This window comes from Winogradskyella poriferorum (assembly GCF_036553625.1).
In the GTDB taxonomy this organism is placed as follows: Bacteria; Bacteroidota; Bacteroidia; order Flavobacteriales; family Flavobacteriaceae; genus Winogradskyella; species Winogradskyella poriferorum.
The window spans coordinates 1,202,015-1,217,677 of sequence record NZ_JAZHOU010000001.1 but is presented as its reverse complement, the minus strand read 5'-3'; the positions used below and the strand labels follow the sequence as shown (position 1 = coordinate 1,217,677).

The window sequence follows — 15,663 nt, the reverse complement described above, 5'->3', positions numbered from 1 at the left end:
CTCTGCTTAATTACCCTCCTTTTCTTTGTTTTCTTTCTCGGCTTTAGCTTTCTGTTCTTTTTCTGCCTTAGCAGCCTCTTTTGCGGCCTCTTTTTCTTCCTTTTCTTTTTGCTTTGCTAGTTTACGCTCTTCTTTTTCAATCTCTTTTTCTAATTCCATCAACTCAATAGTACCATTAAGCTCTTCTAATTTTGAAGTTATATAGTCTATAGTTATAAGTTGTGTTTCTTCTAGCTCTAAAGCGTCTTCGTAATGCTTAATGGCTTTTTTTGTGTCTTCATTTTTTTCTGCATACATAGCTAAATAATGACTGCCTAAAACAGACTCTGGATATAACTTTTTTGCAAGCTTACCTATTGCCTCTAAAGATTCTAAATCTTCACGCTCTGCTGCAGCTTTCCTTATTTTTTCAAACTCTTCTTCTTTTATAGGCTTTACTATACCAAAAAGATCTTCAATTCTATCATAACGCTCTACCAGATAATCATCTAAAGTTCCTTCATAAGGGATTACTTTCTCTTCTAATTCTTTTTCACGAAGTGGTTTGTATAGCTCAAAAATTTTATCAAAAGATCTTGCTATTGCACTATTTACTAGAGTATAATGTGTTTCGTTTTCAAAATCATCGAAATAATAAGTTAAATACTGATTTTTTACCGCAGAAATTTGCTCATTGGCACTTAAGACAGCTTCCCTTATATATGGCAAATCCTTATCTGATGTTGCCATGTAGTAAAAAATATCATCTTTAAAAAACTCTAAACGCTCGCCTAAATAATCTCTAACAGTACCAGATAAATCGGGACTTATACATACATAAGCGTTAAACAACGGATCCTCTTTAAACAGGAAAGAATTGATAAAATTACCCATTAAGTCGTGCCCAACTGCTATTTTAAATTTACTAAGGTTATATCGTTCTTCTAAAAAAGGAATTAATTCTTGAGATACAAAATTGTGAAATCTTAAACCTGATTCTTTTGGCAAACCTGTAACTTCATCACAATAGCCATCATACCGTCTATCACTACCTTGTACCACACCGACTACTATTGAGCCTGGCATATCGTCAAAGTAGGTTTGAAAATCTACTTGACCAGCAATAGGCTCAAATAAATAATCGCCATCAAAAACAATGATTAAAGGATACATAACCTCTGACGATGGATCATAATTTTTAGGTAATTTTATTTTTAGTTTTCTTACACTATTAAGATTAGATGAGTTAATTTCTTTGTAACTAATCTGCGCAAAAAGCGGTAAGCCTATAAGCAATATAAGTACTATTATAACGGTTTTTGTAAACGAAATGAAGTTTGGTTTTTTATTATAAAACATTTCAGAATTTTTAAGTATTGTTATCATTTCTGTTTCGTTTTAGTTTTTTAATTCATCTTGAATTTGATACATCTTATCTAACATCATTTCTTTATCAATATATTGAGAAGGCTCTAGCATTAAACCAGACTTATATTGTAATAGTGCTTTACTAAGACTACCTTCTTTCTCATAGTACATACCCATATAATATGCGCTTAACATTGATTTTGGGTACTCTTCTTTTACTAATAGAGCAAGATTTTCTAAAGATGTTAGGTCATCTTTTTTCTTGGAAGCCGCAGCAATAGCTCTAATATCGTTTTCTGTAAGTTGTTTTTTAAACCCATAGAAGTATTTAATATCATCGTACTTTTTTATAAGGTAGTCGTAAGGTGACCCTTCGTAGGTTAGTATTTTTTCTCTGTATTCTTTGCCATCTATTGGCTTATAGAGAGTGAAAATTTTCGTTAATGCCTTTGGTATACCCATACCTACTAAAGAATAGTGATTAGCATCATCAAAGTTGTGAAATGTATACTTTAACTTCTCGTTTTCTACAGTTTTTAGTTTTGCATCACACTCTACCACTTCTGATTTTATCGCTTTAAAATCCTCACTTCCTGTAGCTAGATAATAGAAGGTTTCCTCTTCTAAACTTGCAAGTTGTGGTTTGATTTTATCTACAACACCTTCTTCTAAATCTGGGCTTAAACTAATATAAGCTCTAAATAAATCTTTATTTTTTAAAAGAAAATTATTAATAAAATTAGCACCTTCATCATGGCCCACAACAACTTTAAAGGCAGACACTCTATATTTACTTTCTAAATAAGGAATTAATTCTTTTGCTAAAAACATATAGAATTTTTCACCATTTTCTGTAAGATTGCCTGCATCATCATACTCAAAGTCTGTGCTTCTATATATTTCTTGGTTAACACCCACAACAAAACACTCTGGTATATCTTCCCAATATGCTTGATAATCTACATTACCTGCAACTGGTTCAAAAAGGTAGTCTCCATCTAAAACAATAATTAGAGGATAAACACGCTCTGCTTTTGAATCGTAATTTCTAGGTAATTGAATTTTTAACTCTCTTGGACTATTTAATTGGCCTGAGTGTACTGTTTCCATTTCACCTTGTGCAATACCGTTAAAAAAAACACATGTAAGAAAAAGAATATTGAAGAATTGCTTCATAGTAGGTTGTGATCTTAAAAGTTAAAGCAAGGTAAAAAATATTTCTATATACCTACTTTCTTTCTATTGTAGATTGGGAGATAGATTAAAGAAAATCCTCCAAGTATAATGATTATTATAGTTTGCGTAGACCACATTATCCAACCAAAAGCTCTACTTGGATCTTCGGCTACACTAAATAAACTAAAGGCTATTACTATAGCTTCCGGAAAAGAACCAATGCCACCATTGGTTGCTGCAATACTAAAACTTGCTAAAATAAATCCTATTAAAATTGCAGCTAAGGGAATATTCGCTATTTCTGGCAATGCAAATGTGGTAATATAAAACATAGACAAATACATTACCCAAATAAAAATGGTGTGCAAAATAAAAGGCCATTTTTTCTTCATTTTAAAGATACTAAGCACACCTTCTACCAAACCACCAATAAATTCTTTGATTTTTAAAGCAATTTTTGAGCTACTTCGAATAATAAAGAGATATATTAAAACTGCCAAGCCCAACAAGATTAACGCTCCAAATATTAATGTTGAAGAATTAAACTTATTGGCAAAAAAGCTATAAATAAAGTCAAATTCTAGCACCAAAGCTAAACCTATAATTAAAAAAAGCATTATGGTGTCTGCAACACGCTCAGCAACTATTGTTCCAAAACCTTTTTCAAACTGTATCCCTTCATAATTTGTTAAAATTGAAGCCCTTGCCACTTCACCTGCTCTAGGTATCGTTAAGTTTATTAGATAAGCTGAGTATACAGACATAATGCTATTTACTAACTTTGGTTTATAGCCCAAAGGCTCTGCCATAAAAAGCCAACGATGCGCTCTAGACAAATGACTTAATACACCACAGATTATACCAGTGACTATCCAAAAATAGTTAGCATTCTTAAAATACTGAATTAGCTTTGAAATTGATATTTGAGACAATGAATACCACACCAAAACCACACCTAAGAGCAAGGGTATAATAACTTTTAGGATGGACTTGAGTTTGCTCAAACAATATTACTTTAGAAGATTGTTAGCTTCATTTGGAAACACTAAAGATGGTTTAAAAACTTTAGCTTCTTCAATATCCATAAAAGCATAAGTAATTAAAATTAGAATATCTCCAACAGCTACCTTACGTGCTGCGGCACCATTTAATGTAATTTCACCACTGTTTCTAGGCCCAGGAATACAATAGGTTTCTAGACGCTCACCATTATTATTATTAACAATTTGAACTTTTTCTCCTTGTATAATATTTGCAGCATCCATTAAATCCTCATCAATAGTTATACTACCAATGTAATTTAGGTCTGCTCCTGTACATTTTACACGATGAATCTTAGATTTTACAACTTGAATTTGCATGAGGCAAAGATAATTAATTTAAGGCGATATTATCTATAAGTCTTATATCACCAGCATAAGCAGCAATAAACGCTCTGTATGTCTTTTTTGTTGATTTTCTTTTTACTGGTTTTAAGGTGTCTGTGTCTGCAATAATAAAATATTCTAGCTCTAACAAAGGCTGTTTCTTAAATTGCTTTTCAACCCATTCCGTTACATTTTTAGCACTTTTTGTGCCAAACTTAATTTTGGCAGACTTTAATGTTTCATAAATAAATGGAGCCACCTTACGATGATTTTCTGTCAACCTCGTATTTCTAGAGCTCATAGCCAAACCATCATCTGCTCTATGAATTGGGCATCCTATAACCTTTACTGGCATATGATTTAATTCTACAAGCTTCTTTATAATCTGTAATTGCTGAAAGTCTTTCTCTCCAAAATAGGCTCTATTAGGCTTAATAATTTCAAATAATCGCTTCACAATAGTACCTACTCCGTCAAAGTGGCCATCTCTAAAAGCACCTTCCATTTCATTTTCAAGACCATCAAACTTAAAAGACTGTGATTTTACATCGTCTCCATAAATATCATCCACTGTAGGTGCATAAACAATAATTTTGTCGTCACTTACTGTCTTTAACAAAGCCACATCTGCCTCCAAAGTTCTAGGGTACTTCACTAAATCTTCTTGGTTGTCAAATTGGGTCGGATTTACAAAGACACTAACTACAGCAACATTGTTTTCGGATAACGCCTTCTCAACTAAAGATAAGTGACCTTCGTGGAGTGCTCCCATAGTTGGCACAAAACCAATAGCTCTGTTTTTGGCTTTAAAACCATCTATAATTTTAGATAATTGAGATTTATTATGAAAAACTTTCACTTTAGTAACAAAAAATTAACGCGTGCAAACATAATATTTTACTGGCAATCTGCACAAATTTTTGTAATTTTGCATGTTTTTTACTCTTAATTTACAAAAGCAGAAGATTTTATGAAAGATAAACGAATATTGTATGTGTCCTCGGAAGTAGTTCCATATTTACCAGAAACAGAGATTTCTTCAATGTCATTTGAAGCTCCTAGAATGGTAAACAAACAAGGAGGGCAAATACGAATATTTATGCCACGCTTTGGTAATATTAACGAGAGAAGGCATCAATTACATGAAGTAATTAGACTCTCAGGTATCAACCTAGTTATTAATGATTTAGACATGCCATTAATCATTAAAGTTGCTTCTATACCAAAAGAGCGCATTCAAGTCTACTTTATTGACAATGAAGAATACTTTAAAAGAAAGGCAACTTTAACAGACGAGGACGGAAAACTTTTTCCAGATAATGATGAGCGTGCTATTTTCTTCGCTAAAGGAGTTATAGAAACTGTGAAAAAATTAAACTGGGCACCAGACATAATTCATGTAAACGGATGGTTGGCGTCATTATTACCATTATACCTTAAAGAATTTTATAAAACAGAACCTTTATTTACAGAAAGTAAAATAGTTACCTCTGTATACAATCAAAACTTTGAAGGCACGTTAGATAAAGGTATGATAGATAAGGTGAAATTTGATGGTTTGGAAGAAGATGTTATAAAACCATTAGAAAAACCAGATTACATTAACCTAATGAAAGTTGCAATAGACAACTCTGATGCTGTAATTAGAGGCTCTGAAGAATTACCAGAAGCATTAGACAGCTACATTAATGATTTAGAAAAACCTGTATTAGATTTTCATTCTATTGAAGAATTTGCCGATCCTTATACTGAATTTTACAAAGAAGCTGTACTAAACAGTTAATTATATTTATGAAGAAGAATAAACTTGCCCTTAACTTTGCTGTTCTTGCATTAATCGTAATGAGTTTTATAGCTTGTGATAGCGATTTTAATAATTTAGAGTCTGACGTTTTAAATAGCGGTGTAGCAACTAATTTTGATATTTTAAACAACAATTATGATGTCATTACATACTCCAACACTTTAGGACCAGTTCAAACTAATAATGGTATAGGTCTTAGTACACTTGGGTTATATGACGACATTTACGGTAGAGTAACATCTAGCTTTGTATCTCAAGTTGGTTTGTCTTCTTACTCACCAACTTTTCTTGGTAATGCAAATGAATTACAGATAGATTCTGTTGTTTTAACTCTTCCGTATTTTTCAGGAGTTACTGACATTGACGAAGACAACAACATAACCTACAATGTAGACTCTATTTTTCCAGAAGGCAGCTCCTACAGTCCAATAAAATTAAGTATCTATGAGAATAATTATTTCTTAAGAGATTTTGATCCAAGTGCAGAATTCAATGAAGCACAAGCTTATTTCTCAAATAAAACAGCCTCGACCTCAGAGGCAATTGCTCCACTTGAGGGAACAGAATTAATTTTTATAGACAACCCTAACGATGTTGATCACGTATCTCTTAACTCATTAGGAAACATAAATATTAACAAACAAGGTTTTATATTAACTCAGACTATAGAAGGCGAAGACGGAGAAGAAGATACCACTACAACAACATATGCACCTCCTGGTATTAGATTAAAATTAGACCATCAGTTTTGGCAAGAAAAAATAATTGACAAAGAAGGAGAAGCTGTATTAAGTAATGCTAACAATTTTTCAGAATATTTTAGAGGACTTTATTTTAAGGCAGAGGCTGTAAATAATGACGGAAGCTATCTTATTCTAAACACAAACTCATCAAATGCAAATATTACCATCTATTATAGGACCACTACAATAACCCAAGATGATGACGGAGAAGATATAATTACAGAAGAAAGACAAAATTTCGAACTAAACTTTAGTGGTAATAAAATTAATTTTTTAGAAAATAATTTTAATGTATCAATTCCTAATGGAAATGAAAATACTGGAGACGAAAGGCTGTTTTTAAAGGGTGGAGAAGGCTCTGTTGCTAAAATCAAATTATTTAATGGCGAGAATATAGATGACGATGATGATACAATGAACACCTTTGAAGACTGGAAAAATAAATTTGTTGAAACCGAAAACGGAAAATTTAAAAGTATTAAGCGATTGGTTAATGAGGCCAATTTAGTATTTTATGTAGACCAAGACTATTTAAGTCAATCAGGTTTATACGGACCAGAAAGAGAGCCAGACCGTTTATATATTTACGATGTTGAGAACCAAATTCCACTAACAGACTTTTTTGTAGACGTAACTAATAATAGCCTACCTTATTTTTCAAAATATAATCATTTAGGTCCACTACAACGCGAAGGAGATGAATCAACAGGCGAAGGAATAAAATACAAGTTCAGAATCACAGAACATATTAACAATTTACTTATTAATGATTCCACAAATGTTGAGCTAGGCATTTCTGTTTCTTTAAATGTTAATCTGGAAGAGCTCGTTCAACAACAAGTTCAAACCAATGACGGCTCAGAATTAACAGTTCCAATAAGTTCAGTCTTATCACCTAGAGGAACAGTTTTACATGGAAATAATACTGCAGATGAAAGTAAAAGAGTATATTTAGAAATATATTATACATGTCTAGATGAAGACTGTGATGACGAGTAGTTATCAAACCAACAATAATCAAAGTATTTAAAATTAATCTATGTGTGGAATAGTCGGATATATTGGTCATAGAGAGGCTTATCCTATTGTAATAAAAGGACTTCAAAGATTAGAGTATCGTGGTTATGATAGTGCTGGTATTGCACTTTATGACGGTACAGACATAAAACTCTCAAAAACAAAAGGGAAAGTATCTGATCTCAAAGAAAAATTAGAAAATGAAATTTCGACTAGCGGCACCTTAGGCATTGGTCACACACGATGGGCTACTCATGGTGTTCCAAATGACGTAAATTCGCATCCACATTATTCAAATTCTGGTGATTTAGTTATAATTCACAACGGAATTATAGAGAATTATGATTCTCTAAAAAAGGAGCTCATTAAACGTGGCTATACATTTAAATCAGATACTGATACCGAGGTTTTAGTAAATCTTATTGAAGATGTAAAGAAAAATGAAAATATTAAACTTGGTAAAGCCGTTCAAATCGCCTTAAACCAAGTTATTGGAGCATATGCAATAGCGGTTTTTGATAAGAACAAACCAAACGAAATTGTAGTAGCTAAACTTGGTAGTCCATTAGCTATAGGTATTGGAGAAGATGAATTTTTTATTGCCAGTGACGCTTCTCCATTCATAGAGTTTACCAAAAATGCTGTTTATCTCGAAGATGAACAGATGGCTATTATTAGAAGAGGCAAAGATATTAAGGTAAGAAAGATTAAAGGGGATTCACTTGTAGACCCTTATGTTCAAGAACTTCAATTAAATCTTGAGCAAATAGAAAAAGGTGGCTATGACCACTTTATGCTTAAAGAAATATACGAACAACCGGAAGCTATATTAGATACTTTTAGAGGAAGACTCCTCAGTTCTGAGGCAGTAATAAAACTTGCTGGTGTTGAAGACAACATGAAGAAATTCCTAGCAGCAGACAGAATCATTGTTGTTGCTTGTGGTACCTCTTGGCATGCAGGTTTGGTTTCAGAATACATTTTTGAGGATCTAGCTAGAATACCAGTAGAAGTTGAATATGCTTCAGAATTTAGATACAGAAACCCTGTTATTACTGAAAAAGATATTGTTATTGCCATCTCTCAATCTGGAGAAACTGCAGACACGCTAGCTGCAATTAAATTAGCAAAATCAAAAGGAGCTTTTGTTTTTGGAGTATGTAATGTTGTAGGATCTTCAATTGCCAGAGAAACAGATGCTGGTGCGTACACGCACGCTGGGCCAGAAATCGGTGTGGCTTCTACAAAGGCATTTACCACTCAAATTACGGTATTAACACTGATAGCTTTACGATTAGCTAGAGCAAAAGGAACTATATCAAGTTCTGAATTTAGACACCATTTAATTGAGCTAGAAACTATACCAAGTAAAGTAAAAGAAGCTCTTGAATCTGATGGCTATGTTGAAACTATAGCAGATATATACAAAGATGCCAAAAACTTCTTATATCTAGGAAGAGGATACAACTTCCCTGTAGCTTTAGAAGGAGCATTAAAACTAAAAGAGATTTCTTATATCCATGCAGAGGGTTATCCAGCTGCAGAGATGAAACATGGGCCTATTGCTTTAATTGATGAGCAAATGCCTGTAGTTGTTATCGCAACAAAAAAAGGGCACTATGAAAAGGTTGTAAGCAACATCCAAGAAATAAAATCTAGAAAAGGTAAAATCATTGGTATAGTTACCAAAGGTGATCAAAGTGTAAAAGAATTAGCCGACCACGTTATAGAGGTACCAGAAACTATCGAATGTCTTACACCACTTTTAACCACAATTCCTTTACAGTTACTGTCATATCATATTGCAGTAATGTTAAACAAGAATGTAGATCAACCTCGAAATCTTGCAAAATCTGTTACGGTGGAATAGATTATTAGAATTTAAAATTATTTAAAATAAGCCTTAAAATTGTGAATTTCGCAATTTTAAGGCTTTCAATTTTCTAAATATTACTATGCACGCATAATTTTTTGAGAAATTCTTACCTAATTTTCATATATTTATTTAAATTGGCATCGAATAAATTAACTAATTCTCTAAAATGAAGACAATCTTAAAGCTTTTTACATTACTTTTTTGTGTGACATCTTTTGCTCAGACCACAGTAAAAGGTAAAATTTCTGATGACACTGGGTTACCCTTACCTGGTGCTAATATTGTAATAGTAGGCACCAGCACTGGTACCGTTTCGGATTTTGATGGCAACTACACCTTATCTGTAGATCAAAACCCACCATTTTCAATTCGTGTAAGTTATACAGGTTTTGAAGCTCAAACTATCGAGATAACTAGTAATGAACAAACTGTTGATGTCACTCTCAAAGAAGGCAACTCATTGGATGAAGTTGTTATTTCTGCTTCTCGTACACCAGAGCGTATTTTTGAATCTCCTGTTACAGTAGAGCGTTTTGGACTAAAAGAAATTAAAAATACGGCTTCAATAGATTTTTATGATGGTTTAGAAAATCTTAAAGGCGTTGACATAAACACTAACAGTTTAACCTTTAAATCCATAAACACAAGAGGTTTTGCTACATTCGCTAATACACGTTTTATGCAATTGGTAGATGGTATGGACAACACTGCCCCGATCTTTAATTTCCCGCTTGGAAATTTAATAGGTATGACTGAAACCGATGTACAAAGTGTAGAGTTACTACCTGGTGCTGCTTCGGCATTATATGGTGCAAATGCTTTTAATGGTATATTATTCATGCGCAGTAAGAACCCTTTTGATCATCAAGGCATAAGCGGATACCTTAAAAGAGGAATTACATCTCAAGAAGCAGCAGGAGATAATGACTATACAGATTTAGGTATTAGAATGGGATATAAATTCAGTGAAAAATTTGCCGCTAAAGTTAATTTTGGTTATCTAAAAGGAACTGATTGGTTTGCTATTAATGAAGCTGACAAACTCAATCGAGGGTTAAGTAGATCTGACACAGACTATGACGGAATTAATGTATATGGTGATGAAGTGTCTACAAATATTAGAGACGCTTCAGGTCTTGGTATTATCCCTGATGTAGAAGTTAGTAGAACAGGTTACAATGAAAGGGATTTAACCAACTATAATGCAGAAAGTATTAAAGCTGATTGGGGACTTTACTTCCGCCCGTGGGAAAATGATTTCGAAATCCAATATGTAGGTAAAGTAGGCTCTGGTAATACTATTTACCAAGGAGCTAACAGATATAATATCAAAAACTTTTTCTTACAACAACACAAACTTGAAATTAGAAATGACAACTTCTTCGTAAGGGGTTACGTAACCGAAGATAAAGCTGGTGATTCTTACGATATGGTTTTTACAGGTATTAATATTAATCGTTCATGGAAAAGTGATGCTGATTGGTTTGGTGATTATATTCAAACCTATGCTGGCATTGAGCTTTCCGGAAACCCGCAAGGTTTAACAGAAGCGGAAAAACATGCAGCAGCAAGAGCTGTGGCTGATACAGGTAGACTCATACCTGGTACACCAGAATTTCAAGCTGCGTTTAACAGAATTACGAATGACCCTGACTTAACTACAGGATCTAAATTCCAAGACAATTCAAAAATATATCATGCAGATGCCAATTACAATTTTGGAGACTTAGTAGACTTTGCTGAAATCCAAGTTGGTGGATCATACAGGAGATACCGTTTAAATTCTTTTGGAACAATTTACACAGATAATGACGGCCCAATTAACTATTCTGAAGTGGGTGTTTATACACAATTACAACGATCTTTAGAATTATCTGAAAGTGTAGAATTAAAACTTACAGGTTCTTTAAGATATGATAAATCAGAATTATTTGATGGATTTTTCTCACCTAGACTATCGGCAGGTTTTACAATCAATCAAGACCACAACATAAGAGCTTCGTTCCAAACAGGATTTAGAAACCCAACAACACAAGATTTATATATTGGATTAGATGTTGGTAGAGCTATCTTAATAGGTGGTGCTTCAGATAACCCAACAAGAGATATAAGAAATTACGACCTTAGCACAACTGGGACAGCTATCACTGGTCAGACAAACATTGATTTTGATGGTACTGGTGCATATAATAATTCATTCTTAGCATCATCTGTTTCAGACGGATTTGCTAATACCGGAAACCCAGCAGATCTAGTTATAGGAAATTCTAACTTAGCAAAACCAGAACAAGTAAGTTCAATCGAAGTTGGTTATCGTGGTAAATTAGATGGTATAATCATAGATGCTTCTGCGTACTATAACCAATACAAAGACTTCCTGGCTAACGAAACTGTAATCGCTCCTTTTTATGGTGATGTAGAACTAACTCAAACATTACCAGATGGTACGCCATTAGCTGTAGCGGCAATTGCAAGTGGTGATTTTCAAGCTTATCAAACATACACAAACTCAGACGAAACTGTAAGTTCCTATGGTGCAGCAATTCAAGTTTCTGCAAAAGTATTTGATGATTTTGACATAAGCGCAAACTATACTTACTCTAAATTAGATTTTGATGTAAAACAAAATCCTGATTTTAGAACTAACTTCAACACACCAGAACATAAAGTAAAAGCATCTTTTGGTAAAACAGAACTATTCAAAAACTTTGGTTTTAATGTGTCTTGGAGATGGAGTGATAATTATTTCTGGGAAGCGTCTTTTGGTGACGGAGATGTACCTTCTTTTAATGTTCTTGATGCACAAATCAACTTTAGAGTACCTAGCTTAAAATCTACTTTCAAAGCGGGTGCCACTAATTTATTACAGGACGAATACTTTACTGCATTTGGCACAGGTTTTATCGGTTCTCAATATTACGTGTCTTGGACTATTAATAATTTATAATAACGGAAAAGAAAATTATGATGAAAAAAATAAAATATATCACTCTATCACTACTAACCTTGGGTATGGTAGCTTGTGAAAACGAACTAGTAGAAGATTTAAGAGACAGAAATAGCTTTGACTCTGAACCATTGCCAGAATTAACTGCAGGATCAGCAGATTTTTCAAACTTTGTTTCAATTGGTGCTTCTTTCACAGCTGGTTTTACAGACAATGCCCTTTTTATTGCTAGTCAAGAGAATTCCTTTCCAAACATAATGGCTAATAAATTTGCTAATATTGGAGGAGGTACATTTACGCAACCTTTAATGAATGATAATTTTGGTGGTTTAGCTGTTGGTGGAATGAGAATAACTGACCCTAGATTAGTATTTGGCGGAGCTGGCCCAGTTCCTCTTGAGGCTGTTGTCGGACCAGTTACCGTTTCAACAGATATAGCATTGAATAATCCAACAGGTCCATTCAACAACTTAGGAATTCCTGGTGCAAAAAGCTTTCATTTAGTAGCTCCTGGTTATGGTAATTTGGCCAATTTCCCTACGGCAGCTAATCCTTACGCTGTTCGTGTAACAGGTAATGCACCTAATGCTAGTATTTTAGAGCTAGCTATGGCTCAAAACCCAACATTCTTTTCAATTTCTGAAGTTGGAGGAAATGATGTTTTAGGTTATGCGTTGTCTGGAGGTGATGGGTCAAACCCAATAACCGATACTGCAACCTTTAATGCATCTCTTAATGCTCTTGTTGCTGGTTTAACCTCTACTGGTGCTAAAGGTGTTATTGGTAACTTACCTAACATTACAAGTTTATCACATTTCACAACCGTACCTCACGATCCGCTAGATCCAACTAATGAGACTTTTGGACCTTTGATTCCTACATTAAATGGAATTTTTGGACAAATAAATTTAGTTTATGAAGCTCTTGGGCAACCAGACAGAGCCATTGTTTTCTCAGAGAATTCAGCTAGCCCTGTTGTTATTAAGGATGAAAGTTTGGTAGATATATCAGCTCAAATGACAGCTGCATTTAATGCTAGCCCTACATTCCCGTCTTTTATTCAATCTTTAGGATTGCCAGCAGCAGCAGCACCATTAGTAGCAAATCTATTAGGTTCTACATATGGACAAACGAGACAAGCAACTACAGAAGATTTATTAGTTTTACCTAGTAGCTCTGTCATAGGTACTGTAAACTCAGATTTCTATACGTTTTTAACATCGCAAGGAATACCAGCTACTCTTGCTGGTCAGTTTTCTGTTGAAGGAATTACATATCCATTAGATGATAAATGGGTCTTGTTACCATCAGAACAAGCTGAAATTGCTACCGCAACTCAAGCGTATAATTCTACAATTTCTAATGTAGCCAGCTCAAATAATTTAGCATTGGTTGATCTAAACTCAATATTGGAGCAAGCTTCAACCTCAGGAATTATGTTTGATGACTATAATTTAAACACAGACCTTGTTTTTGGTGGTCTGGTAAGTTTAGATGGTGTACACTTAACAGCAAGAGGCTATGCTTTAATGGCTAATAGATTTTTACAGGCTATTGATGCAACTTATGGCTCTAATTTTGAGGCTTCAGGAAACATGGCAAAAGCTGTTGATTTTCCAACAAGTTACTCGGCAACATTACAATAAAAAATATTTTACCATGAGCATAAAAACGCACTCTGTTCGAGTGCGTTTTTTTTATTTAAAAAAGCGGTGGTTTTTTTAAATAAAACTATATCTTTGCAGCGCGAAAAATGCACGTATTCAACATAAAAGAAAAGTGGTGTTTTTCAGATTTAAATTATTGCAAAACAAAAACATATAAGTAATGTCAAAAGTTACAGGTAAAGTTGCACAGATTGTAGGTCCAGTTATCGATGTAGAATTCGATTCTGGTGCAGAACTTCCAAAAATTTATGATTCGTTAGAAATTAGCAACCCAGATGGTTCTAAGCTAGTATTAGAAGTACAATCTCACATTGGTGAAGACACTGTGCGTACTATTGCAATGGACTCTTCTGATGGTTTAAGTAGAGGAACTGAAGTTGTAGCAACTGGTGCTCCTATCCAAATGCCAATTGGTGATGATGTTTACGGACGTCTGTTCAATGTAATTGGTGATGCAATTGATGGGTTAGGTGATTTACCTAAAGCTGGTGAGGCAGGTTTACCTATTCACAGACAAGCTCCAAAATTTGAAGAATTATCAACTTCTACTGAAGTTCTATTTACAGGTATTAAAGTAATTGACCTTATTGAGCCTTATGCTAAAGGTGGTAAGATTGGATTATTTGGTGGTGCTGGTGTAGGTAAGACAGTATTAATTCAGGAGTTGATTAACAATATAGCAAAAGGTCACGGTGGTTTATCAGTATTTGCTGGTGTAGGTGAAAGAACTCGTGAAGGAAATGACCTTTTAAGAGAGATGTTAGAGTCTGGTATTATTAAATACGGTGATGACTTTATGCACTCTATGGAAGAAGGCGGATGGGATCTTCAAAAAGTAGATAAGTCTGCTATGAAAGATTCTAAAGCAACTTTCGTTTTCGGTCAGATGAATGAGCCTCCTGGAGCTCGTGCTCGTGTAGCATTATCAGGTTTAACTATCGCTGAGTACTTCCGTGATGGTGCTGGCGACGGGCAGGGAAAAGATGTATTATTCTTCGTTGATAATATCTTCCGTTTTACACAAGCTGGTTCTGAGGTATCTGCATTATTAGGTCGTATGCCTTCTGCGGTAGGTTACCAACCAACATTAGCAACTGAGATGGGTGCAATGCAAGAGCGTATTACATCTACTAAAAAAGGTTCTATTACATCTGTACAAGCGGTATACGTACCTGCAGATGATTTAACAGATCCTGCTCCTGCAACAACGTTTGCTCACTTAGATGCAACAACTGTATTATCTCGTAAAATTGCTGAGCTTGGTATTTATCCTGCGGTAGATCCTTTAGATTCTACTTCTCGTATTTTAACACCAGAAATTTTAGGTGATGAGCATTATGCCTGTGCACAACGCGTAAAAGAGTTATTACAACGTTATAAAGAATTACAAGATATTATTGCTATCCTTGGTATGGAAGAATTATCTGAAGAAGATAAATTAGCCGTATCTAGAGCAAGACGTGTACAACGTTTCTTATCTCAACCTTTCCACGTAGCTGAGCAGTTTACTGGTATTCCTGGTGTATTAGTAGATATTAAAGAAACTATTAAAGGTTTTAATATGATTATGGATGGTGAGTTAGATCACTTACCTGAAGCAGCATTTAACCTTAAAGGTTCTATCGAAGAAGCTATTGAAGCTGGTGAGAAAATGTTAGCTGAAGCGTAAACTAATAGTGCGATATGAGATTTTAGTTGTGAGAACTTCTAATTACTCAT

Annotated in this window: 11 protein-coding genes; 6 read left to right on the top strand and 5 right to left on the bottom strand. The window is 34.1% G+C overall.

Features of this window, described 5'->3' with window-relative positions:
• Positions 1-6 precede the first annotated feature (6 nt).
• From V1468_RS05495 to panC, 5 genes are read right to left on the bottom strand one after another with little or no spacing between them, the layout of a single operon-like run.
• A complete protein-coding gene (locus V1468_RS05495) occupies positions 7-1,365 on the bottom strand; it encodes an alpha/beta hydrolase-fold protein (RefSeq protein ID WP_331809221.1) in 1,359 nt (452 codons plus the stop codon).
• Between the two features lie 12 nt (positions 1,366-1,377).
• Positions 1,378-2,523, bottom strand: a complete 1,146-nt coding sequence (locus V1468_RS05490; protein WP_331809220.1) for an alpha/beta hydrolase — start codon at positions 2,521-2,523, stop codon at positions 1,378-1,380.
• Between the two features lie 44 nt (positions 2,524-2,567).
• The gene (locus tag V1468_RS05485) at positions 2,568-3,527 is read right to left on the bottom strand and encodes a lysylphosphatidylglycerol synthase transmembrane domain-containing protein (RefSeq protein ID WP_331809219.1); all 960 of its coding nucleotides are present in this window, start codon (positions 3,525-3,527) and stop codon (positions 2,568-2,570) included.
• A 6-nt stretch (positions 3,528-3,533) separates the two neighbouring features.
• On the bottom strand, positions 3,534-3,884 hold the full coding sequence (gene panD, locus V1468_RS05480) for an aspartate 1-decarboxylase (RefSeq protein WP_278004459.1): 351 nt from the start codon (positions 3,882-3,884) through the stop codon (positions 3,534-3,536).
• A 13-nt stretch (positions 3,885-3,897) separates the two neighbouring features.
• Entirely contained in the window at positions 3,898-4,749 is an 852-nt protein-coding gene (gene panC, locus V1468_RS05475) for a pantoate--beta-alanine ligase (RefSeq protein WP_331809218.1), read from the bottom strand.
• Positions 4,750-4,860: 111 nt separating this feature from the next.
• Between panC and V1468_RS05470 the strand changes: the two genes are divergently transcribed.
• The 6 genes from V1468_RS05470 (at position 4,861) to atpD (ending at position 15,613) form a co-directional block, all read left to right on the top strand.
• Positions 4,861-5,673 (top strand): glycogen/starch synthase, encoded by an 813-nt coding sequence (locus V1468_RS05470; protein WP_331809217.1) that lies wholly within the window; start codon positions 4,861-4,863, stop codon positions 5,671-5,673.
• Between the two features lie 8 nt (positions 5,674-5,681).
• Positions 5,682-7,436: a DUF4270 domain-containing protein gene (locus tag V1468_RS05465; RefSeq protein ID WP_331809216.1), complete on the top strand. Its 1,755-nt coding sequence runs from the start codon at positions 5,682-5,684 to the stop codon at positions 7,434-7,436.
• A 40-nt stretch (positions 7,437-7,476) separates the two neighbouring features.
• Positions 7,477-9,324, top strand: coding sequence for a glutamine--fructose-6-phosphate transaminase (isomerizing) (gene glmS / locus V1468_RS05460; protein ID WP_331809215.1), 1,848 nt, complete (start codon positions 7,477-7,479; stop codon positions 9,322-9,324).
• A 172-nt stretch (positions 9,325-9,496) separates the two neighbouring features.
• On the top strand, positions 9,497-12,277 hold the full coding sequence (locus V1468_RS05455) for a TonB-dependent receptor (protein WP_331809214.1): 2,781 nt from the start codon (positions 9,497-9,499) through the stop codon (positions 12,275-12,277).
• A gap of 17 nt (positions 12,278-12,294) precedes the next feature.
• The gene (locus V1468_RS05450) at positions 12,295-13,923 is read left to right on the top strand and encodes a G-D-S-L family lipolytic protein (RefSeq protein WP_331809213.1); all 1,629 of its coding nucleotides are present in this window, start codon (positions 12,295-12,297) and stop codon (positions 13,921-13,923) included.
• A 181-nt stretch (positions 13,924-14,104) separates the two neighbouring features.
• Positions 14,105-15,613, top strand: a complete 1,509-nt coding sequence (gene atpD, locus V1468_RS05445) for a F0F1 ATP synthase subunit beta (RefSeq protein WP_331809212.1) — start codon at positions 14,105-14,107, stop codon at positions 15,611-15,613.
• Positions 15,614-15,663 lie beyond the last annotated feature (50 nt).

Excerpts from the sequence above, each read along its gene's own strand:
- V1468_RS05495 (WP_331809221.1), bottom strand. The coding sequence starts at position 1,365 with ATGATAACAATACTTAAAAATTCTGAAATGTTTTATAATAAAAAACCA.
- V1468_RS05490 (WP_331809220.1), bottom strand. The coding sequence starts at position 2,523 with ATGAAGCAATTCTTCAATATTCTTTTTCTTACATGTGTTTTTTTTAAC.
- panD (WP_278004459.1), bottom strand. The coding sequence starts at position 3,884 with ATGCAAATTCAAGTTGTAAAATCTAAGATTCATCGTGTAAAATGTACA.
- V1468_RS05470 (WP_331809217.1), top strand. The coding sequence starts at position 4,861 with ATGAAAGATAAACGAATATTGTATGTGTCCTCGGAAGTAGTTCCATAT.
- V1468_RS05465 (WP_331809216.1), top strand. The coding sequence starts at position 5,682 with ATGAAGAAGAATAAACTTGCCCTTAACTTTGCTGTTCTTGCATTAATC.
- glmS (WP_331809215.1), top strand. The coding sequence starts at position 7,477 with ATGTGTGGAATAGTCGGATATATTGGTCATAGAGAGGCTTATCCTATT.
- V1468_RS05455 (WP_331809214.1), top strand. The coding sequence starts at position 9,497 with ATGAAGACAATCTTAAAGCTTTTTACATTACTTTTTTGTGTGACATCT.
- V1468_RS05450 (WP_331809213.1), top strand. The coding sequence starts at position 12,295 with ATGATGAAAAAAATAAAATATATCACTCTATCACTACTAACCTTGGGT.
- atpD (WP_331809212.1), top strand. The coding sequence starts at position 14,105 with ATGTCAAAAGTTACAGGTAAAGTTGCACAGATTGTAGGTCCAGTTATC.